A 20938-nucleotide genomic window follows, 5' to 3' on the forward strand; every position below is an offset into this window, starting at 1 on the left:
GACTCAAAGCATTTTCGGCGTCGCGCCCAGTGCCGTGACAGTGTCCGTCGTCCGCCGCTGCGCCAGCTCGAGACGGCTGCGCCGGCCGGTGTCCTTCGCGAGCTCCCGGCGTACGTCGAGGACGCGGACCGGCAGGTCGTCCGTCATCAGCAGCGGCGCATACTCGGCCTCGGTCGCCCAGCGGTCGCCGTTGCGGGTGAACGTGAAGCGGGCCAGCAGCCCTTCGGCCTTGGTGCTGCTGGGTTCGCGATGCGCGGCGACCAGATTGCCGAGCCCGTACGCGACCCACTTGCCGTCGATCTCCTCCATCGGCTGCACGACGTGCGCGTGGTGGCCGATCACCAGATCGATGTTGCTGTCGGCAAGCAGCTGCGGGGCGATCTCGCGCTGCTGGTCGTTGAGCTTGCTCGAGTACTCCGTACCCCAGTGGCAGCTGACCAGCACGAGGTCGGCGCCGCGGTTCCGGGCTTCTTGCGCCTTCAGCTTGATCGTCTTCGCGCTGATCGTGCCGGCCCGCCAGGTCTGGCCGTTCGGGTACGGCAGACCGTTGAAACCGAAGGTGAAACTCAGTGAAGCGACCTTCACGCCGTGGACGTCGACGATCGTGATCTGCTCGGCCTCTGCCCGCGAGCGTGCCGTGCCGGCGTGCTTGAGGCCGACCTTGTCCAACGTGTCGAGCGTCCGGTCGACACCATCCGCGCCGCCGTCGAAGCTGTGGTTGCTCGCGGTCGTACACAGGTCGTACCCGGTCTGCTTGAGCGCCGCGGCGATCTGCGGCGGGCCCTGGAAGAGCGGGTACCCGTGGTACGGACCGCCCGCGCGGGCGAGCGGTGTCTCCAGGTGCGCGATGGCGAGATCCGCCTTCTGTACCAGGGGTTTCACGCTGCTCATCAACGGTGCGAAGTCCCAGCGGCCGTCCTTGCCGTCACGTTTCGCGGTGGTCCACAGCCGCTCGTGCAGCAGGACGTCGCCGGTCGCGACCACGGTCAGCCGCTCCGGCTGCTTGCCCGGCTTCGGCTTCGGCTTCGGTGCCGGCGTGGGGCCACCGGCGGGCGTGCTCGCGAACGTGTCCGCGATACAACCGCTCGTCGCCACCGCCGCGGCGCCGGCGAGTACTCCACCGAGCACCGCGCGTCGTCGTACCGCCATCCCCCGCCCCCGAACTCTGCTGTTGTTGTCTAAGACGCTGTGCGGGGCGGATTGGTTGAGAGCGCGTTGTGGTAGGACTGCCGGTATAACTATCCCGGAGGAACCATGGTCGAGTTGAAGACACCGGCGCAGATCGAGCAGATGCGCGTCGCCGGGCGGGTCGTCGGCACCGCGCTCGCGACGGTGAAGAAGGAGGCCGCGGTCGGGGTGTCCTTGCGCGAGCTCGACGAGGTGGCGCGCGACGTACTGCGGGCCGCCGGCGCGGTGTCGCTGTTCGACGGGTACCAGCCCGGTTTCGCGGCGTCGCCGTTCAGCGGCGTGATCTGTACGTCGGTGAACGACGCCGTCCTGCACGGGCTGCCGTCCGACCTGCGGCTCGCCGACGGCGACCTGCTGAACGTGGACTGCGGCGCCTCGGTCGACGGGTGGTGCGCGGACTCGGCGATCAGCTTCTGCGTCGGCACCCCGCGCCCCGAGGACCTGGAGCTGATCGCGACGACCGAGGAGGCGCTGGCGGCCGGAATCGCCGCCGCCGTCGCGGGCCACCGGATCGGCGACATCGGCGCCGCCATCGGGCGGGTCGGGAAGGACGCCGGCGTCGGCACCAACCTGGACTTCGGCGGCCACGGCGTCGGCCGGCGCATGCACGAGGACCCGCACATCCCCAACGGCGGGCGCCCCGGCCGCGGCCTCAAACTCCACGCCGGCCACGTCTTCGCGATCGAGCCCTGGTTCTGGGCGGGCCCCGGGTCCGCCTACACCATCGACGACGACGGCTGGACCCTCCGCTCCAGCGACGGCACCCGGGGCGCGCACGCCGAGCACACCGTGGCCATCACGCCCGAAGGCCCTCAGATCCTCACCCTCCCGTAGCCGGCTCCGCGGTCAGAACAGGCGTTGCTGCGAGGGCGCGCCGGCGGCCCGGGTTGCGTGCATGCCTCGGATCGGTTCGGAACGGTGGGACGAGGGGCCGGCGAAGCCGTGTTTGGCGAGCAGGGGGCGGACCTTCTCCTCGAAGGCTTTGCGGTAGCTCGGTGAGGCGTAGGAGCCGTGGCCGTACAGGGATTCGTAGCGGCTGACCAGGTTGGGGTGGTCGTGCGCCAGCCATTGCATGAACCAGTCCTTGACGCCGGGGCGTAGGTGCAGGACGAGCGGGGTGACGCCGGTGGCGCCGGCGGCGGACAGCTCCTCCAGGAGATGGTCCAACTGGTCGGTCGAGTCGGTCAGCCAGGGAAGGACGGGCGCGACCATCACGCCGCACGGGAGGCCGGCGGCGCGCAGGGCGCGGATGAGGTCGAGGCGGCCGCGGACCGACGGCACGCCGGGCTCCAGACGCCGGCGCAGTTCCTCGTCGCCGAGCGCGAGCGAGATGCCGATACCGACGGAGACGTCGGCCGAAGCCGCCGACAGGAGACCGAGATCGCGGCGGAGCAGCGTGCCCTTCGTGAGGATCGAGAACGGCGTGCCGGAGGACGCGAGCGCGTCGATGATGCCGGGCATCAGGCGGTAGCGGCCCTCGGCGCGCTGGTACGGGTCCGTGTTGGTGCCCAGGGCAACCCGCTCGTGCCGCCAGGACGGGCGAGCGAGCTCGCGGCGCAGGACGTCGGCCACGTTCGTCTTCACGACGATCTGCTGGTCGAAGTCGCGGCCGGTGTCGAGCTCGAGGTACGTGTGCGTCGGCCGGGCGAAGCAGTACCGGCAGGCGTGGGTGCACCCGCGGTACGGATTCACGGTCCAGTTGAACGGCAGCGCCGATCCGGGCACCGAGTTCAACGCCGAGCGGGCGAGCACCTCATGGAACGTGACGCCCTGGAACTCGGGCGTCGTCACCGACCGGACCAGCCCGGCGATCGACCCGAGCCCGGGCAACGTCCCCGGGGTCTCGGCGTCGATCTGCTGTCCCGCCCACCTCATGCCTCATAGTCGAACACATGTTCCCATGGACGTCAAACGGCAGCCCGTGCGGCCTCCTCGACCTTCGCCCGGTAGGCCTCCCACCACGCGGCGTCCTGCTCGGGGAGGTTCGAGTTGTCCGAGCGCAGGCCGGCGGCGCCGTCCACCTGTTCGCGGATGATGTCGGCGTGGCCCGCGTGCCGGCAGGTTTCGGCGAGGACGTGGACGAGCATCCCGTGCAGCGTGACCGAGGACTTGCGCCACCACGGGACCTGCCCGACCGCCGACAGGTCGAGCGCTTCGATCGTCGCGTCGGCGTGCGCGCACGCGCGCCGGTAGCGGTCGACGATCCCGGCGCGCGTCTCGTCGGCCGTGGCCCACATCTCGACGTTCGGCTCGGCGTCGTCGTCCCACCAGGCCAGCTCTTCGGGGAACGGCCGGTCGAAGCTCTTGCCGAAGTACCAGGCCTCGACGATCGTCAGGTGCTTGACCAGGCCGAGGAGGTTCGTGCCGGTCGGCGTCAGCGGCCGGCGGATGTCGTACTCGCCGAGACCGTCGAGCTTCCAGACGATCGCCTCGCGGGCATTACGGAGGTAGTCATGCAGAGTTTCCTTCACGCCCGCGATCATGCCGGAAGGCGCCGACGTTCGAGAACGCCCACTCCCGGTACGTCGTCCCCGGCCGCCCGGTCAGCTCGACCACGGCCGGCTCCGGCTTCATCGGGTGCTCGGCCATCATCCGGAATCCGTCCAGCAGCCACTGCGCCGTCTCGAGCCCGATCACCGGCGCCAGGCCGTCCAGGTACTCCTGCGGCGTGAGCTCCTCGAACCGCACCTCCCGTCCGATCGCCTCCGCGACCGCGGCGACCTGCTCCGGCGGCGTGAGCCCCTCAGGCCCGCTCATCGTGATCTTCTGCCCGTCGTACGCCGAGGACAGCAGCACCACCCGCGCCACCGCCGCGATGTCGGCGAGGTCGATCGGCGTCTGCACGGCGCCGGCGTACGGCGCGCGCACGATGGACTCGGCCTTGATCGACGGAGCCCAGTCGAGCGTGTTGTTCATGAACTGCCCGGGCCGCAGGAACGTCCAGTCGAAGCCGGCTGCCTCGATCGCCCGCTCGATCCGGTAGTAGTGCCACGTCGACGGATCCCCCTGCGCCTCGTAGTCCGCGGGCTCCCCCGACAGTACGACGACCCGCCGCACGCCGGCGTCGCGCGCGCAGCGGACGAAGTCGTCGACGTACGCCGGAAGCGGCGCCAGGTACACGGTGTCGATGCCTGCGAGCGCCGCGGGCAGCGTCTCGGGCTTGCCGAGATACCCGCGCGTGACCTCCACCTCCGGCGGCAACGCGGCCCGGGCCGGCTGGTTGGTCAGCGCCCGCACCGGCGCACCGGCCGCGACCAGTTCGTCGACCAGCAGGCGCCCCACACTCGCGGTCGCACCCGTCACCAGGATGGTCATCCGGATCTCCCCTCACTCGAATTCTCGTAGGGTATACGAGAATTGATCGGAGCGCCTATCGTTGGGCCGTGAGCGAGCGGCGGAGTGGCGAGGGGCGGCCGGACAAGACGCTGGCGTTGCTGTGGCGCAACCACCGCCAGCCGGCCGCCGGTGAATTCGCCGTCGGAGCGGCGCGCAAGCGAGGCGCAGGCCGACGGCCGTCGCTGAACGTGGACGACGTCGTGCGCGCAGGCATCCAGCTCGCGGACGACCAGGGCCTGGCGGCCGCGTCGATGGGCGGGCTGGCGAAGGAGCTCGGCGTCGGCACGATGACGCTCTACACGTACGTGCCGTCGAAGGACGAGCTGCTCGACCTGATGGTCGACCAGGTGCTCGGCGAACGCGAGCTCCCGGGCCCGGGAGCGGCGCGACCGGAGGACTGGCGGGAGCAGGTCGAGATCTACTCCGAGCAGACCCGTGCGATGTTCCAGCGGCACCTGTGGCTGTCACAGGTGTCGACGATCCGCCCACCGGTCGGCCCGGGCATGCTGGCCGGCCGCGAGTACCTGCTGTCCGCGTTGCTCGGCCTCGGGCTCGGCGCGCTCGAGACCAACACGGCCGCGCTCGCCGTCACGACGTACGTCGACTCCGCGGCGAGTCTCGAGGCGGAGAGCCGGCTCGTCGAGCGCGCGACCGGCCAGACCAACGACGCCTGGTGGTACGAGCGGAACGACCTGTGGGAGACGTACTTCGACGTCGACCGGCATCCCGCGATGACCGCGATCTGGCACGCGGACGGCTACCAGTCGTCCACCCGGGAGGCCGCCGCCGACTCGTACCGGTACGGCCTGGACCGCCTCCTCGACGGCATCCAGTCCATGAAACCCCAATAGATCAAGGGCTCCGGCTCAGCCGCGGACACCGGTGAGGACGTCCGCGCCGACCGGGTTCAGCATGTGCCGCACGGAGCTGCCGATGCGGCGCGTCGTCACCAGGCCGGTGTCGTGCAGGACGCGCGCGTGCTCACTGGCCGAGGCCAGCGAGATGCCGGCACGGGCCGCGAGTTCGCTGGTCGAGCAGGCGCCACTCGAGATGCTCCGCAGCACGCGCGCCCTGGTCTTCCCGAGCAGATCGGCGACGGCGCCGTCACGATCCGCCCGGCGCGTCACCACCGGGAAGGCCTCGTGCCGGACCGGGTACACCAGGACCGGCGGCAGCGCGGGATCGAGCAGCATCATCGGGTACTTCCAGCAGAAGAACGACGGCACCAGCCGCAGTCCGCGGCCGTTCAGGTGCAGGTCGCGGTCGATGTGCGGCAGGCCGACCGACAGCACCGGCGCGTCCCAGTGCAGCGTCGGGTGCAGTTGCGGGATCAGCGACTCGAGCCCGCCGTTCGCGACCGTGTCGTTGTGCTTGGCAACGGCCGGCTCGATCGCGGTCGTGATCATCGGCATCTGCGGCGCGATCTTGGTCCGGTGGAACGACTTCAGGCCCTGTACGAGCCGGTGCATCACGGCGGTCTCGCCGGCCGCGAGCCGCCGGGTCCAGGCGGGCAGCCGGACGGTGTCCGACAACCGGCCCAGCTCGGACCGCAACTGACCGGGCGGCGTGGCGGCGACGGCCGCCAGTCCCGCCTCGAGTCCCTCGCCCGCAGCCCGCGGTGTCAGGAAGTCCGGCGAGTACCCCACTGGCGGGGTCACCGCGAGCAACTCCTGCTCCAGGGCGCTCAGCCGGGGTCTCGCCCGCTCCCGCCAGCTGCCGAACGTCTCCGGCTCGTCATCGGTCTGCAGGACGTGGAGACCCAGCAGGACCTCCCACAACGGATCGGGCTGCTGCGCGATCGTCGTCCTCGCCAGATCCGCACACTCGAAATGAACGCGGAACACCACGGTCTCCTCCCCCGAGGAATATCACCCGCCGTGGTCAACGGGCGACACTACGACACTAACAGTCGTGGGGGTCACCCGCTGTGACTGCGGTCGCGCTCACTCCCACTCGATGGTGCCCGGGGGCTTGCTGGTGACGTCGAGGGTGACGCGGTTGACCTCGTCGACCTCGTTGGTGATCCGGGTCGAGATCCGCTCGATCACGTCGTACGGCAGGCGGGCCCAGTCGGCGGTCATCGCGTCCTCGCTGGTGACCGGGCGCAGGACGACCGGGTGACCGTACGTCCGGCCGTCGCCCTGGACGCCGACCGACCGGACGTCGGCCAGCAGGACCACCGGGAACTGCCAGATGTCGCGGTCCAGCCCGGCCGCGGTGAGCTCGGTACGGGCGATCAGGTCCGCGGCGCGGAGGATGTCCAGGCGCTCGCGGGTCACCTCGCCGATGATCCGGATGCTCAGGCCGGGCCCCGGGAACGGGTGCCGGTAGACCATCGTCTCCGGCAGGCCGAGCGCCAGGCCGAGCTCGCGGACCTCGTCCTTGAACAGCGTCCGCAGCGGCTCGATCAGGCTGAACTGCAGGTCGTCCGGCAGGCCGCCGACGTTGTGGTGGGACTTGATGTTCGCCGCGCCCGCGCCGCCGCCGGACTCGACCACGTCCGGGTACAGCGTGCCCTGGACGAGGAACTCGATGTGCCGCTCGGCGTCCACCTTGCGCGCGGTCGCCTCGAAGGTCCGGATGAACTCCCGGCCGACGATCTTCCGCTTCTGCTCCGGGTCCGTCACCCCGGCCAGCGCGGTCAGGAACTGCTCCTCGGCGTCGACTGCCTCCAGCCGGATCCCGGTCGCGGCGACGAAGTCCTTCTCGATCTGCTCCGACTCCCCGGCCCGCTGCAGGCCGTGGTCGACGTACACACACGTCAACTGGTCGCCGATCGCCCGGTGCACCAGGGCCGCCGCGACCGCGGAGTCGACACCGCCGGACAGCGCGCACAGCACCTGCTTGTCGCCGACCTGCTGCCGGATCAGCTCGACCTGCTCCTCGACGACGTTGGTCGTCGTCCAGTCGCCCTTGCAGCCGGCGATCTCGTACAGGAAGTGCTCGAGCACGGCCTGCCCGGCCTGTGAGTGCAGGACCTCCGGGTGCCACTGGACACCGGCGAGCCGCCGGTCCAGGTCCTCGAACGCGGCCACCGGCGCACCCTCGGAGGCGGCGAGCACCGCGAAGCCGGCGGGCGGCGCGTGCACCGCGTCACCGTGCGACATCCACACGTTCAGGTCTTCGGGGATGCCGGCCAGCAGCGTGCCGGCCGCGCTCACCGTGACCGGCGTCCGGCCGAACTCGCGCAGCCCGGTCCGCCGGACGTCGCCGCCGAGCGTCTGCGCCATCGCCTGGAACCCGTAGCAGATCCCGAACGCCGGGACGCCGGCCTCGAACAGCCCGGAATCGACCCGCGGCGCGCCCTCGGCGTACACCGACTGCGGGCCGCCGGACAAGATGATCGCCTTCGGCTGCCTGGCCAGCATCTCCTCGACCGGCATCGAGTGCGGCACGATCTCGGAGTACACCTTCGCCTCGCGCACCCGGCGGGCGATCAGCTGCGCATACTGCGCGCCGAAGTCGACGACCAGGACCAACTCGTGCTGCGGGATTTCGTGGGCCACGCGCAAAGCCTATCGGTGCAGGTCAGCAGGGCTGTAATCCGCCGAACGCCGGGGCACCGGCAGCGGGTCGTTGGTGACGTCCAGGCCCGGGAACCGGCGCCGCATCGCGGCCTCGTGACGGGCGGCCGCGGCCGGTTCGCCGATGTAGTCGGCGATTTGGTGCGGTCCGAACCAGAGCCGCACCCGGCGGCGCGATGGGAAGCTCACGAGAGGTGACGCTAGGCCCGCGAGTTGTCCTCGGTGTTACCGCGCGTTACAACCCGGAGACGCTTCGGCGCCCGGAACGAGAGCAGGTCGATCATCGGCGGCTCCTCCACCGGCCGGACGCCGGCCAGCACATCGCCGGCGCTCTCCAGTGCGACCCGCGTCTCCATCCGCGCCAGGCCCGCGCCCAGGCAGCGGTGGATCCCGATTCCGAACGCGAGATCCGCCGGGCCGCCGTGGCCGCTCAGCCCGAGCAGCACCGGCGCTCCCGCCGGCAGCTCCACGTCGCCGAGGGTCGTCGGCTCAGCGGTGATCCGCCGCCAGGTCGGGACCGAGGACGCATCCCGCAGTACACGCTCGACCAGCTCCGCCGGCTCGGCAGCGCGATCTGCCGCTCCCAGCACGCGGTGGAAAGCCGCGGAGATGAGTTGGGTGGTGGTCTCCTGACCGGCGATCAGCAGGAAGTAGCCGACCGCACAAACCTCCTCGTCGGTCAGCCCCAGCCCGACCAGCGCACCGAACAGATCGTCAGCCGGCGCCTGCCGCGCGGCTGTCGTCCGCGAGCGCAGCCAGGCATAGAACTCGGCCGCGCTGTGTGCCAGCTCCAGCTGCCGATCCTCGTCGGGCCATCCCCAGAACAGTTCCAGCGAGTCCAGGCTCCACGCCTTCAACGCTGGTACGTCGACATCCGTCAGGCCGAGCAACCGCAGTACGACGAGGGCGGGTGGCTCGGCGGCGATCGCCTGGACCAGATCCACCTCCCGCCCGCTCGCGAGCTCCGCAGCTGCCGCCGCGACCCGCACGGCGTTGAGCTCCCGGGTGAACGGCTCGGCTGCCACCACCCGCGCCGGGCTGAAGAACCGGGCGACGGCGGCGCGGATCGGCCGATGCGACTCCCCCGCGTTGTTCGCCAGAGTCGGCGGCAGTGCGAACCCCACCGCGGACAGCACCCGCAATGCCTTCACCGCCAGCGGAGTGTGCGCGAGGACGGCGTTGTCCGGGCGGAACGTCCGCGGATCGAGCAGCACGTCGCGCGCCAGCGCCGGATCGTCGACGACCCAGTACCCGAGCTGCTCGTCGTACCGGGCCGGGCATCCGGTCACTCGAACCATCCCGGCGCGGCGGCGACGAACTCCTCCTGGCTGAGTGATCCCGCCCCGGCGGGGATCCGCCCGAGCACCGGGACCCCGGTCGTCGCCGGCAGGTCTTCCAGGTTGCACTCCTCGGCCAGATCCGGCTGCTCCGGCAACGACCCGATCACCAGCCCGTCGATCGGCAGACCCCGGGACCGCAACGCCTCGACGGTCAGGCCGGCATGGTTCAGCGTGCCCAGACCCGCCCTCGCCACCACCACGAATCCGAACGGCGACGTCAGGTGCCCGGCGAGATCCGCAAGGTTGTTGCCTTCGGCATCCAAGCCGACGAGGATGCCGCCCGCGCCCTCCACCAGCACCGTGTCGTTCGTCCGGGCCAGCTCGTCGATCGCCCGCGCGTGCGCCACCACCGGTGGCAGCCTGACGCCCTCCCGCCGGGCCGCGGTCGTCGGCGCCAACGGATCCCGCAACCGGACGCCCTCGTGCAGCTTGGTCAGCCCGCTCAGCCGGTGTACGTCGTCCAGGTCCCCGGGCTCGTCCGGCCCGACGCCGGTCTGGGCGGGCTTGACGACGGCAACCGAACCGGTCGCCCGGACAGCGAGGGCCGCGGTGGTGATGGTCTTCCCGACGCCGGTATCGGTGCCGGTGACAAGCAGGATCCGGGTCACCCGCCCGAGTCTAGGCGCGGCGCCCGGCGACATGCCCTAGGTCCCTCGGGAGACCCTGGAGCACCGCGGCCGCCTGTCACGCATGGTGGCGGGATCGCTACGTCCTGCGGAGGCACGATGGGGCTGTCGATCAAGACCATGGCGAGGCAGGAGTCATCGCCGCGCTGGTGGTGCCCGCCTCGCATACCTCAGCGGACGCCGGATTCAGGACGCTTCGGCGATTGCGGCGGTGATCACCGTGCAGGCTCTGTCCAGGTCGGCGGTGGTCAGGCCGGCGTGGGCGGTGAGGCGTAGGCGGGAGATGCCGTCGGGGACGGATGGGGGGCGGAAGCTGCCGACTCGTACCCCGGCGGCCAGGCAGGCCTCCGCCGCATGGACGGCTTCGCGTGGGCCTGGCATGGGGGCGGAGACGACCGCGCCTCGGGGCTGCGGGACTGCGCAGGCGGTGGCCAGTTGGGCTGCGGCTGCGTGGATTGCGGCGGGGCGGTCCGGCTCGGCTTGCAGGATCTGGAGGGCTGCCAGGGCGGCGGCGCAGGCGGCCGGGTTGAGGCCGGTGTCGTAGATGAACGGGCGGGCCCGGTTGACGAGGTGCTCGCGGAGGAGGGACGGCCCGAGAACCACTCCGCCCTGCGAGGCAAGGGACTTGGACAGCGTCATCGTGACGACGACATGCTCGAGACCGGCGAGGCCGGCCGCGTGGACGGATCCGTGTCCGTTGCCGGTGACACCCAAACCGTGGGCCTCGTCGACCAGCAGTACGGCGTTGTGGGACTTGGTGATCGCGGCCAGTTCGGGCAGCGGCGCCTCGTCGCTGAGGACGCTGAAGACCGACTCGGTCATCACCACCGCGTGCGGTTCGTTGCGCTCGGCAAGTACTTTCTCGACGGCGTCCACGTCGTTGTGCGGGACGATCTCGACGCGGGAGCGGGCCAGGCGGCAGGCGTCGACGAGGGACGCGTGGACGTGTTCGTCGGAGACCAGGAGTGTGCCCGGGCCGCCGAGCGCGGTGACCACGCCGAGGTTGGCCAGATACCCGGACGAGAAGACGAGCGCCGACTCCTGCCCGGCGTACGCCGCCAGCGCGGACTCGAGCTGCTCGTGGAGTTCCGTCGTACCGGTGACGAGGCGGGACGCCGTCGCGCCCGTGCCCCACGTCCGTACGGCGTCCGCGGCGGCCGCCACCACCCGCGGATCGCGAGCCAGGCCGAGGTAGTCGTTGCCTGCGAGGTCGATCAGGTCGGCGTCCGCGGCGCGAGCGTGCAGCCGCCGGGTCAGGCCGCGAGCCTCCAGCGCAGCCGCCTTCGGGGCGAGCCAGTCCTCCAGCATCAGCCGGCCTCCTCGACCGCACCCGTGATCGCCGCGCCGATGGCGGCGATGTTGTCGTCGGTGCAGACGTACGGCGGCATCGTGTAGACGAGATCGCGGAACGGGCGCACCCACACGCCCCGCCGCAACGCCGCCTCGGTCATCCGCGGCAGATCCACCGGCCCGCCGAGCTGCACCACGCCGACAGCCCCGAGCACCCGCACGTCCTTCACCGCAGGCAGCTCTCGCGCCGGGGCCAGCCCCGCAGACAAACCGGCCGAGATCCGGTCCACTCGTGCGGCCCAGTCCTGGGAGAGCAGCAAATCGATCGAGGCCAGGGCGACCGCGCAGGCGAGCGGGTTGGCCATGAACGTCGGACCGTGCATCAACGCACCACCTGGCCCGTTCGACACCGTGTGCGCGACGTCCGTCGTACACAGCATCGCCGCCAGCGTCAGATACCCGCCGGTCAGTGCCTTGCCGACGCACAGGATGTCGGGGTCGACGCCCGCGTGCTCGGACGCGAACATCGTGCCGGTGCGGCCGAACCCGGTGGCGATCTCGTCGAAGATCAGCAGGAAACCGTGGCGGTCGGCGATCTCGCGGAGAACGCGCAGGCAGGCCGGGCTGTACGGGTACATGCCGCCGGCGCCCTGCAGAACCGGCTCGACGACGATGCCCGCGACCTCACCGGAATGCTGCTCGGCCAGCGCCGCCAGCGCGTCGGCCCAGGACCGCAGCTCCGGGTCGTCGTCCGGGCGGTCGAAGCCGGCGGGTGGTTGCGGGCCGAAGACCTGCTCCTTGAGGGCGCCGGTGAACAGCGAGTGCATGCCGTTGACCGGGTCGCAGACGCTCATCGGCGCGAACGTGTCGCCGTGGTACCCGCCGCGCACCGTCAGCATCCGGGTCCGGCCGTGGTTGCCGCGCGCAACCTGGTACTGCAGGGCGAGCTTGATCGCCACCTCGACCGAGACCGATCCCGAGTCGCAGAAGAACACGTGCCGCAGCGGCTCCGGCGTGATCTCGATCAGCCGGTCCGCCAGCCGGATCGCCGGTTCGTGGGTCAGCCCACCGAACATGACATGGCTGAACTCGTCGACCTGGCGCTTCAGCGCCGCGTCCAGCACCGGGTTCCGGTAGCCGTGGATCATGCACCACCACGACGCCATCGCGTCGATCGCCTCGACAGTCCCGCCCACGCCGTCGTCCAACTGCAACCGCACGCCGGACGCGCCCCGCACCATCCGCACCGGCGACGGCTCGGTCAGCGAGGAATACGGATGCCAGAGCACCTCCGCGTCCCGCTGTCGCCACGCATTGACCGACTGTGACACCGTCCTCCTCCGTCCTGAGGATTCCCAACGGTAATCGCTTCTCCTACGCCCGCGACCCGCAGGTGGGTCCGATGTGATCAGTACCTCGCTCGGCCGCTAGAAAGCCGTCCCCGCCTTGGCGATGTGCAAGGTGACGGCCACGGGGTCGAGGCGGGGCTTGGCCAGCGTCATCAAGGCCCTGGCGCCGTCGACGGACTCGTCGCGGATCCATTGGACCGGGGCGGACAGGCCGAAGCGTTCGACGGAGCTGGTGGCGTCGAGGAAGTCGCGGGATTCGGTGACCGACCAGATGCGTTCGCGCTCCCAGGTGATCGCGTCGGCGGCGCGGGGTGGTTGCTGCCAGTCGGGGTCGCGCTCGTTGCCGTAGATCAGCTGGCCGTCGGGTCGCAGTACGCCGACGCGGTCCACCCAGTCACCCTCGTCGATCAGCTCGGCCGCGCGCAGCACCCCGGCGTACCCGGCGTCGTGGCGGGCCTGCGTGACGAGGCGGCCGAAGCCGAAGTCCTCCAGGGCGCGGATGTGGCGCTGCAGGACGCCGAGGCGGCTGACGGCCTCGTGCACGGCGACGAGGGCGACCTCGACCTGGTAGCCGGCCGCCTTGAACGCGCGGGCCGATGCCGCGAACGCCTCCGGGTCGGCCAGTTCGGTCTCGACGACGACGTCGTACCGCTGCTCGGCGACCAGTTCCTCGGCGCGGGCCAGCCAGCGGAGGCCGTCGGTCTCGACGTACCGGTCGGCGGTGGAGGGCTCGTCGCTGATGGGTTCGGACAGCCGCGGGTGGTACGCCTCGAGGGCGAAGCTGCTCAGCACGACCGGCCGGCCGCGACGCGCCAGCACGGCCTTCACGAGCGCGGTGATCGAGGCCTTGCCGTCGCCGGGCTGACCGGCGACGAAGACCACCAGCGGATCGTCCTGCGGGATGCCGGTGAGCCGGTCGGGGACGATCCGCTCGCGGAAGACGCGCTCGCTGTCCGCCTCGCTCAGCACGAACTCGCGCGGCCGGAAGCCGCTCGGCGAGAAGCCGCTCGGTACGAACCGGTCCTGCTCAGTCACCTCGGCCATCCTGCCCGCCCGGCTCCTCCTCGGCGTCGTCGTCCTGCTCGTCGGCGCCCTCATCGTCGTCTTCGTCCTCGTCGTCGACGCTGAGCAGGTTGTCGGCGTCGACGCGAACCCGGCTGACGGCGCGGGTGTCGAGCGGGTCGAGCTGCTCGCCGCGGGCCGCCCAGGCGGCCTGCTCGGCGCGCAACGCCGCGATCAGGTCCTGGTCGGGTTCGTCGGCGGCCTCGGCCTCGGCGATCCGCCGGGCGCAGGCCCCGATCGCCTGCCGGACCGCTTCGAGAGCGATCTCGTAGCCGAAGATCTGCGCGGTCGTCCACCTCGCCTTACCCAGCGCCGGAAGCACAGTCAGGTCGGCGAGATTACCCACAGATAAACGATATCCGACGCCTCGGGTCAGCCCGACGGCGGCCGCCGGGACTCAGACGCCGTTCTGGTTCTCCGCCTTCTTCGTGCGGTTCCGGAAATCGCCGGTGACCCGGCCCTGCGGGTCCCGGACCAGTCCGTCGTCACCGAGACCGCCGACCTGCGTGGCCCGCCTCGCCTGACCGCCCGACACGGTGCCGCCGTTCGCCACCACTCGCCGCGTCTCGGCCCGCTTCTGTCCCCACTTGCCCATTGCGATCACATCCCCAGGATCGATGGAATGCGGCGACTCTACGAGCGTGCAGGAGCAAACGGGCGTTCGAATCAGCCCGCGGTCAGCACGCCGTGGACGGAGCAGCGCGCCGACCAGCCCATCGGGTGGACCTGGACGACCATCCGGCGGCGGCAGGTCCCGCAGTACCTGGGAGGTTCCAGGGCCAGCGCCTGGCGGCAGTCCTCGTGACTGCCGTCGGCGAGCTCGCGGCCGCAGCGGCCGCAGTACGTCTCGGTCACAGCGTCTTCTGGAGTTCCTTCACCGGCATCTTCAGCTCGGCGAGCAGGTCCAGGTCGGCGGTGGCCGGGCGCCCGAGGGTGGTCAGGTAGTTCCCGACGATGACCGCGTTGATGCCGCCGAGCAGGCCCTCGCGGGTGCCGAGGTCGCCGAGGGTCAGCTCCCGGCCGCCGGCGTACCGCAGGACCGTCCGCGGCATCGCCAGCCGGAACGCGGCGATGGTGCGCAGCGCGTCCTTGCCGTCCATCACGTCCAGGTCGCCGAACGGCGTCCCCGGCCGCGGGTTGAGGAAGTTCAGCGGCACCTCGTGCGGGTCGAGCTCGGCGAGCTGGGCCGCGAGCTCGGCGCGCTGCTCCAGCGACTCGCCCATGCCGACCAGGCCGCCGCAGCACAGCTCCATGCCGGAGTCGCGCACCATCAGGCAGGTCTCCCAGCGCTCCTCGAACGAGTGCGTGGTGACGACGTCGCCGAAGTACGAGCGGGCCGACTCGAGGTTGTGGTTGTAGCGGTGCACGCCCCACGACTTCAGCTCGTCGACCTGCGCCTGGGTCAGCATCCCGAGCGAGCAGGCGATGTTGATGTCGACCTCGGCGTTGATCGCCTCGATACCGGCCTTCACCTGCGACATCAGCCGCTCGTCCGGCCCCCGGACCGCGGCCACGATGCAGAACTCGGTGGCGCCGGTCTTCGCGGTCTCCTTGGCGGCCTCGACGAGCTCGGGGATGTTCAGCCAGACCGCCCGCACCGGCGAGGTGAACTGGCCGGACTGCGAGCAGAAGTGGCAGTCCTCGGGGCAGCCGCCGGTCTTCAGCGAGATGATCCCCTCGACCTCGACCTCCTCGCCGCACCACTTCACCCGGACGTCGTGGGCGAGCGCGAGCAGCTCGGGCAGCCGGTCGTCGGGGGTCCGGAGAACCTCGACCAGTTGCTCCTGGCTCAGCCCGATGCCCTGCTCCAGAACCTGCCCACGTGCCACGCCCAGGATCTCGCTCATGTGTCTCCTGCCTCAACTCAACGGTCCGGGCTCACAGTAGGTCAGAGGGGTACGCCGGGGCTGCGGCGGGCGTCACGTGGAACAGATGCCGCCGGAGTGCCTCATCGCCACTCTCCGCACTCTCCCGGAAAAGTTTCTGGATTTTTCTGGGAAACCTCGTAACCCCCTGTAGAAGGGCTCGTTGATGTGTACGAAGGCGGTTACCGCAAGGAAGACCGCCACCTGATTACCAAGAGCGACAAGGCCGATCATTACGATCAGCACGCAGAGTGGTCACAAGGCCTGAAGCTCGCGGAAATCGGATGTAAGGTAGTGACCAAGAGCTCGGGTCGCCAGCTGTGGTTGGTGACCCGATCCCAAAGCGCCGGGCGCCTCACCCCGGCTTGAGTGGGTCCCTCGGGAAACGATTTGGGCGGAAACGTTCCCGAGGGACCTGCTCCCTTTTCCGGACCTTTTCACAAAGCCTCAGCGACCTACTGCTGAGGCTTTTTCATTTGCTGTCTTTTCGCACCGATTTGTTACGGCTCCGTCACAGCCTGCTTCGGGACGATCGGGAGCCGCAGGGCGCCGGGCGCCTCGGCCGGTACGACGGGGTGCGCCGGCTTCACCGGTTGCACGCGTTCGTACGCCGATCCGGCCGCCGGACGCGGATCCGCCTCGCCCTTGTTCGGCCAGAACGACAGGGCCCGCTCGGCCTGGGCGGTGATCGTCAGGGACGGGTTGACGCCGAGGTTCGCGGAGATCGTCGAGCCGTCGACGATGTGCAGGCCGTCGTACCCGTAGACGCGGTGGTACGGATCCACGACGCCCGACGCCGGCGAGTCGCCGATCGCGCAGCCGCCGATGAAGTGCGCCGTCATCGGCACGTTGAACGGCTCGCCGATCGTGCCGCCCGGCGTACCGTTCATCAGCCGCGCCATCCGCCGGACCACCTGGTTCGCGACCGGGATCCAGGACGGGTTCGGCGCGCCGTGGCCCTGCTTCGACGTCAGCCGCCAGCGGCCCAGCCGGTCCCGCTTGCCGAACGTCGTGATCGAGTTGTCCGCGGTCTGCATCACCAGCGCGATCACGGTCCGCTCGGACCAGTGCTTCAGGTCGTACAGCCAGCGGATGTTCTTCCGTTGCACACCGAGCTCGCGCAGCCAGGTCCGCCAGCGCGGCTTGTCCCCGTCGCCGTCGGTCAGCACGGTCTGCAGCAGCGACATCGCGTTGCTGCCCTTCCCGTACCGCACGGGCTCGATGTGGGTGATCTCGTCGGGGTGGAACGACGACGTGATCGCGACGCCGTAGCTGTAGTCGACGTCGCGGTCCCGGGAGATCGCGCCGAGCAGCGACTCCGAGTTCGTCCGGGTGAGGACGCCGAGCCGATCCGACAGCCGGGGCAGCTTGCCCTCGTCGCGGAGCCGGTGCAGCAGCTTCGCGGTCCCGAGGGCCGAGGCCGCGAACACGACCTGCTGCGCGGTGAACCGGCGGGTGGCCTTCTTGTTCGACGTCCGCCGGGTGTCGATCGCGTACCCGCCGCCGGTTTCTTCAGGGAGCGGCTCGACCGACGTGACCGTGGTCAGCGAGTACACCTCCGCGCCGGCCTTCTCCGCCAGGTACAGGTAGTTCTTGGTCAGCGTGTTCTTCGCGTTGTGCCGGCAGCCCGTCATGCACTCGCCGCAGTTGATGCAGCCGGTACGGCGGGGGCCCGCGCCGCCGAAGTACGGGTCGTCGACCTCCACGCCGGGCTCACCGAAGAAGACACCGACCGGTGTCGGGCGGAACGTCTCGCCGACGCCCATCTCCTCGGCGACCTGCTTCATCACCTTGTCGGCCGGCGTGAACCCCGGGTACGTCGTGACGCCCAGCATCCGCTTCGCCTGGTCGTAGTACGGCGACAGCTCGGACCGCCAGTCGGTGATGTGTGCCCACTGCCGGTCGGTGTAGAACGCCGGCAGCGGCTCGTAGAGCGTGTTCGCGTAGACCAGACTGCCGCCGCCGACCCCGGCGCCGGACAGGATGATCACGTCGCGCAGCGCGCTGATCCGCTGGATGCCGTACATGCCGAGCTTCGGAGCGAACAGGAACCGCTTGCCGTCCCACGAGTTCTTCGCGAAGGCGGCGTCCTCGAACCGCGCCCCGGCCTCCAGGACGGCAACCCGGTAGCCCTTCTCGGTCAGCCGGAGCGCCGACACCGAGCCACCGAAGCCGGACCCGATGATCACGACGTCGTAGTCGTACGTCATGGGCGGCCGATCTTCTTGAGGATCCGCAGGGCGCCCGTCATCAGCTCGGCGAACTTCTCGTCGGACAGACCGTGCGAGGCGGCGATCGGGAGCAGCCGCTGGGTGGCGATCGCCTGCGGCTCGACGTACCGCCGGATGCCCTCGACGCCCTGCCGCCGGCCGAGACCGGACTGGCGCATGCCGCCCATCGGGGTGTCGATTGAGCCGAACGTCGCGCCGTACCCCTCGTTGACGTTGACCGTGCCGGCCATCAGCTGCGCCGCGACCGCGCGGCCGCGGCGGCCGTCCCGGGTCCAGACGCTCGCGTTCAGGCCGTACTCGCCCTCGTTCGCGCGCTGGATCGCCTCGGACTCGTCGGAGAACCGGTAGATCGACACGACCGGGCCGAAGGTCTCGTTGTCGAAGCACTCCATCGCCGGAGTGACGCCGGACAGCACGGTCGGCTCGTAGAAGAGCGGCCCGATGTCCGGTCGCGGCTTGCCGCCGACCAGGACCGTCGCGCCCTTCGACCGGGCGTCCTCGACATGCCGCGTCGTGGATTCCAGCTGTGCCTTCGAGATCAGCGAGCCCATGTCGACGTCCCAGCCGGTGCCGGCGCTGAGGCGGAGCTTCTTCACCCGGTCGACGAAGGCCGTGACGAACGCGTCGTACACCTGGTCCGCGACGTACAGCCGCTCCATCGAGACGCACAGCTGGCCCGCGTTCGCGAAGCACGCGCGGACGGCGCCCTCGGCGGCACGGTGGATGTCGGCGTCGCGCAGGACGAGCATCGGGTTCTTGCCGCCGAGCTCGAGACTGCAGCCGATCAACCGCTCACCCGCCTGCTTCGCGACCAGGCGGCCGGTCTTCGTCGAGCCGGTGAAGCAGATGTAGTCGGCGTTCTGGATCAGCGCGCCGCCGACCGTCGGGCCGTCACCGTTGACCGGGATCCACGCCTCCCGCGGCAGGCCGGCCTCGTACAGCAGCTCGATACCGCGCAGCGCGGTCAGCGGGGTCTGGCTGTCGGGTTTGTGGACGACGGTGTTGCCGGCCAGGATCGCCGGCAGCCCGTCGGAGATCGCCATCGTCAGCGGATAGTTCCACGGCGAGATGATGCCGACGACACCCTTCGGGACGAACCGCGTCTCGGCGCGGGTCAGCAGCGGGAAGATCCCGAGCTTGCGCTGCGGCTCGAGCAGCTCGAACGCCTTGCGGCCGTAGTACCGCGCGGTGAGCGCGACGTGGGCGAGCTCCTCGAACGCCTGCTTCCGCGCCTTGCCGGACTCGCGGATGATCAGGTCGACCAGCTCGTGCCGGTGGTCGAGGACCAGGTCGTGGTATCGCAGCAGGATCGCGGCGCGCTCGGCGAGCGGCACCCGCCGCCAGGTCTGCTGGGTCCTCCGGGCGGTCCGGACCGCCGCGACCACGTCGTCCGCGCTCGACACCGGCAGATCCGCGATCGGCTGCCCGGTGGCCGGCGCGTACGACGTCCGGGTCCCGGCCGTGGCCCGCAGCAGACCCGACAACCGGCGGATCACCGACTGGTCGGTCGCGTACGAGGCGGTGGGGTCGAGCTCCGGATCCGCGGGAATCGACGTCTGGTCGCTCATACGTGAAGGCTACCTGCCGGTAATAGCGGCTGTCAGTATCAGAGAATGGTTAAGCTGATCCGCTGGAACCTGCGAAGGGGTGGAACGTACAGATGGTGGACAGCGGGGGGCTCTGGACGCCTCCTGAGGACGAGCTCGGCGAGGCGTTGCAGACAGCCCAGGTGCTGATCGAGGAAGGCCGGGCCGACGAGGCGGGGCCGTACCAGCAGCGGGTCATCGAGCTGGCCAGGGAGCGGGCCGAAGGGCACCCGAACCACTACGAGGCCAAGCACCTGATGGCCGCGACCCAGTACGAGCTGGCCGGGTCGCTGAACGCCTCCGGCCGGCACGAGGAGGCGCTCACCGCGCTCCACGAGGCGCAACTCGGCTACACCGAACTCCAGGACGCCGGCGTACTGGACGCCACCTGCTTCCTCGCCGACGTCCGCGCCCGGCGCGCGATGACGCAGGCGCACCGCGGCCACGGCGCCACCGCCGTCCTGGAGATGGACGGCGCGGTGATCGCGTACGGCCAGCTCGTCGGCGGCGAGGACGGCCTCAAGCACCAGCCCGACTTCGCCCGCGTGCTCGCGATGAACGCGCTCATCCTGCGCCGGTACGGCGACCCCGCGCTCGCCGTCGCGTCCGCGGACGCGGCGACCCAGCTGTTCCTGCAGCTCGCCGACCAGATCAACGAGAGCCCGCAGTCGCTGTCCTACGCGCGCTACCTGTGTACGGCGACCGCGGTGTCGGCCGACGTCCACGCCGCCGAGGGACGGCTGGACCTCGCCCTCGAGGCGGACGAGATCGGGCTCACCACGGCCGACACGCTCGCCGACTCCGACTCGACGACCGACATGCGTACGCTCGTCGCTGCGCTGGTCCGCAAGGGCAAGCACCTCGGCACCGTCGGCCGGCTGGAGGGCGAGGCCTGCCTGCGGACGGCGTACGACACCGACGCCGAGACGGCGGCCCGCGTGGTCGAGGAGCTGGACCGGGGCCTGCCGCTGACGCTGGTCGCCGCACTGGAGAACGCGGAGATCAAGCTCGGACCGTTCGAGCAGTACCACCGTCTGGTCGCGCTCAGCGAGCCCGCGCCTGGGATGACGCTGGCGACCGTGTCCGGCCGGACGGACCCGGAGTCGGCGGCGCAACGCGCGGCCGAGCTCGCCGAGCTGGTGCGGCCGCTGCTGCGCGAGGACGCGGACACCGCGCTGACGCTGGGTCTCGAGGCGCACTACCTGTTCGCGATCTCGTCCGAGCGGGAGTCGCACCGGATGCGCTTCCAGACCGCGACGTACGTGCCGATCTGGGCGCAACTGCTGCTCGACATCTCCGAGGGCTACTTCCAGGCCGGGCGGACCGAGATCGCGCTCGACCTCGGCGGCTGGTGCGCGGAGGTGGCCACCGCGCTGATCCCGTTCGCCGACGCCAACGAGGCGATGAAGGAGCTGGCCGGGGCCTGCTACCGGCACCACGGCAACCTGCTCGCCGCCACCGGCGACCTGGCGGCGTCGTACCACGCCCACGAGGCGGCGGAGCAACTCCAGCTCGGCCGTTGAGAGGCGGTAAGACCCCCG

Annotated in this window: 21 protein-coding genes; 3 read left to right on the forward strand and 18 right to left on the reverse strand. The window is 70.7% G+C overall.

Annotation, left to right across the window (positions count from 1 at the left end):
* Positions 1 to 3: 3 nt before the first annotated feature.
* A complete protein-coding gene (locus AB0I12_RS10705) occupies positions 4 to 1149 on the reverse strand; it encodes a CapA family protein (protein ID WP_359927531.1) in 1146 nt (381 codons plus the stop codon).
* Between the two features lie 105 nt (positions 1150 to 1254).
* Between AB0I12_RS10705 and map the strand changes: the two genes are divergently transcribed.
* Positions 1255 to 2022 carry a type I methionyl aminopeptidase gene (gene map, locus AB0I12_RS10710; RefSeq protein WP_359927534.1) on the forward strand — a complete coding sequence of 256 codons (768 nt, stop codon included), beginning with the start codon at positions 1255 to 1257 and terminating at the stop codon, positions 2020 to 2022.
* Between the two features lie 12 nt (positions 2023 to 2034).
* Here map and AB0I12_RS10715 read toward each other — a convergent pair whose 3' ends face one another.
* The 3 genes from AB0I12_RS10715 to AB0I12_RS10725 are packed head-to-tail and all read right to left on the reverse strand — an operon-like array spanning position 2035 to position 4503.
* The gene (locus tag AB0I12_RS10715; protein ID WP_359927536.1) at positions 2035 to 3063 is read right to left on the reverse strand and encodes an Rv2578c family radical SAM protein; all 1029 of its coding nucleotides are present in this window, start codon (positions 3061 to 3063) and stop codon (positions 2035 to 2037) included.
* 32 nt (positions 3064 to 3095) lie between these two features.
* The gene (locus tag AB0I12_RS10720) at positions 3096 to 3659 is read right to left on the reverse strand and encodes a DinB family protein (protein ID WP_359927537.1); all 564 of its coding nucleotides are present in this window, start codon (positions 3657 to 3659) and stop codon (positions 3096 to 3098) included.
* Positions 3640 to 4503, reverse strand: coding sequence for an NAD(P)H-binding protein (locus AB0I12_RS10725; protein ID WP_359927540.1), 864 nt, complete (start codon positions 4501 to 4503; stop codon positions 3640 to 3642). Before AB0I12_RS10725 ends, AB0I12_RS10720 begins: the two co-directional genes overlap by 20 nt.
* Positions 4504 to 4571: 68 nt before the next feature.
* Between AB0I12_RS10725 and AB0I12_RS10730 the strand changes: the two genes are divergently transcribed.
* A complete protein-coding gene (locus AB0I12_RS10730) occupies positions 4572 to 5375 on the forward strand; it encodes a TetR/AcrR family transcriptional regulator (RefSeq protein ID WP_359927542.1) in 804 nt (267 codons plus the stop codon).
* 15 nt (positions 5376 to 5390) lie between these two features.
* Here AB0I12_RS10730 and AB0I12_RS10735 read toward each other — a convergent pair whose 3' ends face one another.
* The 14 genes from AB0I12_RS10735 to AB0I12_RS10800 form a co-directional block, all read right to left on the reverse strand.
* Positions 5391 to 6368 (reverse strand): winged helix-turn-helix domain-containing protein, encoded by a 978-nt coding sequence (locus AB0I12_RS10735; RefSeq protein WP_359927545.1) that lies wholly within the window; start codon positions 6366 to 6368, stop codon positions 5391 to 5393.
* Between the two features lie 99 nt (positions 6369 to 6467).
* On the reverse strand, positions 6468 to 8018 hold the full coding sequence (guaA, locus tag AB0I12_RS10740) for a glutamine-hydrolyzing GMP synthase (protein ID WP_359927758.1): 1551 nt from the start codon (positions 8016 to 8018) through the stop codon (positions 6468 to 6470).
* A gap of 21 nt (positions 8019 to 8039) precedes the next feature.
* Positions 8040 to 8237, reverse strand: coding sequence for a hypothetical protein (locus tag AB0I12_RS10745; RefSeq protein ID WP_359927546.1), 198 nt, complete (start codon positions 8235 to 8237; stop codon positions 8040 to 8042).
* An 11-nt stretch (positions 8238 to 8248) separates the two neighbouring features.
* Positions 8249 to 9337 (reverse strand): hypothetical protein, encoded by a 1089-nt coding sequence (locus AB0I12_RS10750; protein WP_359927548.1) that lies wholly within the window; start codon positions 9335 to 9337, stop codon positions 8249 to 8251.
* Positions 9334 to 10029: a dethiobiotin synthase gene (gene bioD, locus AB0I12_RS10755; protein ID WP_359927551.1), complete on the reverse strand. Its 696-nt coding sequence runs from the start codon at positions 10027 to 10029 to the stop codon at positions 9334 to 9336. Before bioD ends, AB0I12_RS10750 begins: the two co-directional genes overlap by 4 nt.
* A 171-nt stretch (positions 10030 to 10200) precedes the next feature.
* Positions 10201 to 11322 carry an 8-amino-7-oxononanoate synthase gene (locus tag AB0I12_RS10760; protein ID WP_359927552.1) on the reverse strand — a complete coding sequence of 374 codons (1122 nt, stop codon included), beginning with the start codon at positions 11320 to 11322 and terminating at the stop codon, positions 10201 to 10203.
* Positions 11322 to 12635, reverse strand: coding sequence for an adenosylmethionine--8-amino-7-oxononanoate transaminase (locus AB0I12_RS10765; protein ID WP_359927555.1), 1314 nt, complete (start codon positions 12633 to 12635; stop codon positions 11322 to 11324). Before AB0I12_RS10765 ends, AB0I12_RS10760 begins: the two co-directional genes overlap by 1 nt.
* A 96-nt stretch (positions 12636 to 12731) precedes the next feature.
* Positions 12732 to 13688, reverse strand: coding sequence for a zeta toxin family protein (locus AB0I12_RS10770; protein WP_359927557.1), 957 nt, complete (start codon positions 13686 to 13688; stop codon positions 12732 to 12734).
* A complete protein-coding gene (locus AB0I12_RS10775; protein ID WP_359927560.1) occupies positions 13681 to 14061 on the reverse strand; it encodes a hypothetical protein in 381 nt (126 codons plus the stop codon). The genes AB0I12_RS10770 and AB0I12_RS10775 overlap by 8 nt, the downstream gene beginning before the upstream one ends.
* A 51-nt stretch (positions 14062 to 14112) precedes the next feature.
* On the reverse strand, positions 14113 to 14310 hold the full coding sequence (locus tag AB0I12_RS10780) for a hypothetical protein (protein WP_359927563.1): 198 nt from the start codon (positions 14308 to 14310) through the stop codon (positions 14113 to 14115).
* A 71-nt stretch (positions 14311 to 14381) separates the two neighbouring features.
* Positions 14382 to 14570, reverse strand: coding sequence for a hypothetical protein (locus tag AB0I12_RS10785; protein WP_359927565.1), 189 nt, complete (start codon positions 14568 to 14570; stop codon positions 14382 to 14384).
* Positions 14567 to 15562, reverse strand: coding sequence for a biotin synthase BioB (gene bioB / locus AB0I12_RS10790; protein ID WP_359927567.1), 996 nt, complete (start codon positions 15560 to 15562; stop codon positions 14567 to 14569). Before bioB ends, AB0I12_RS10785 begins: the two co-directional genes overlap by 4 nt.
* Before the next feature lie 518 nt (positions 15563 to 16080).
* Positions 16081 to 17790 (reverse strand): GMC family oxidoreductase, encoded by a 1710-nt coding sequence (locus AB0I12_RS10795; RefSeq protein WP_359927570.1) that lies wholly within the window; start codon positions 17788 to 17790, stop codon positions 16081 to 16083.
* Positions 17787 to 19379: a succinic semialdehyde dehydrogenase gene (locus AB0I12_RS10800; protein WP_359927573.1), complete on the reverse strand. Its 1593-nt coding sequence runs from the start codon at positions 19377 to 19379 to the stop codon at positions 17787 to 17789. Before AB0I12_RS10800 ends, AB0I12_RS10795 begins: the two co-directional genes overlap by 4 nt.
* Positions 19380 to 19471: 92 nt before the next feature.
* Here AB0I12_RS10800 and AB0I12_RS10805 point away from each other — a divergent pair, with 92 nt between their 5' ends.
* A complete protein-coding gene (locus AB0I12_RS10805; RefSeq protein WP_359927576.1) occupies positions 19472 to 20920 on the forward strand; it encodes a hypothetical protein in 1449 nt (482 codons plus the stop codon).
* The last annotated feature ends 18 nt before the right edge of the window (positions 20921 to 20938 follow it).

Source organism: Kribbella sp. NPDC050459, from assembly GCF_040655315.1.
Classification (GTDB): Bacteria; Actinomycetota; Actinomycetes; order Propionibacteriales; family Kribbellaceae; genus Kribbella.

Coding starts and splice junctions, on each gene's coding strand:
- AB0I12_RS10705 (WP_359927531.1), bottom strand. CDS start 1,149: ATGGCGGTACGACGACGCGCGGTGCTCGGTGGAGTACTCGCCGGCGCC.
- map (WP_359927534.1), top strand. CDS start 1,255: ATGGTCGAGTTGAAGACACCGGCGCAGATCGAGCAGATGCGCGTCGCC.
- AB0I12_RS10715 (WP_359927536.1), bottom strand. CDS start 3,063: ATGAGGTGGGCGGGACAGCAGATCGACGCCGAGACCCCGGGGACGTTG.
- AB0I12_RS10725 (WP_359927540.1), bottom strand. CDS start 4,503: ATGACCATCCTGGTGACGGGTGCGACCGCGAGTGTGGGGCGCCTGCTG.
- bioD (WP_359927551.1), bottom strand. CDS start 10,029: ATGTCGCCGGGCGCCGCGCCTAGACTCGGGCGGGTGACCCGGATCCTG.
- AB0I12_RS10760 (WP_359927552.1), bottom strand. CDS start 11,322: ATGCTGGAGGACTGGCTCGCCCCGAAGGCGGCTGCGCTGGAGGCTCGC.
- AB0I12_RS10780 (WP_359927563.1), bottom strand. CDS start 14,310: ATGGGCAAGTGGGGACAGAAGCGGGCCGAGACGCGGCGAGTGGTGGCG.
- bioB (WP_359927567.1), bottom strand. CDS start 15,562: ATGAGCGAGATCCTGGGCGTGGCACGTGGGCAGGTTCTGGAGCAGGGC.
- AB0I12_RS10795 (WP_359927570.1), bottom strand. CDS start 17,790: ATGACGTACGACTACGACGTCGTGATCATCGGGTCCGGCTTCGGTGGC.
- AB0I12_RS10800 (WP_359927573.1), bottom strand. CDS start 19,379: ATGAGCGACCAGACGTCGATTCCCGCGGATCCGGAGCTCGACCCCACC.
- AB0I12_RS10805 (WP_359927576.1), top strand. CDS start 19,472: ATGGTGGACAGCGGGGGGCTCTGGACGCCTCCTGAGGACGAGCTCGGC.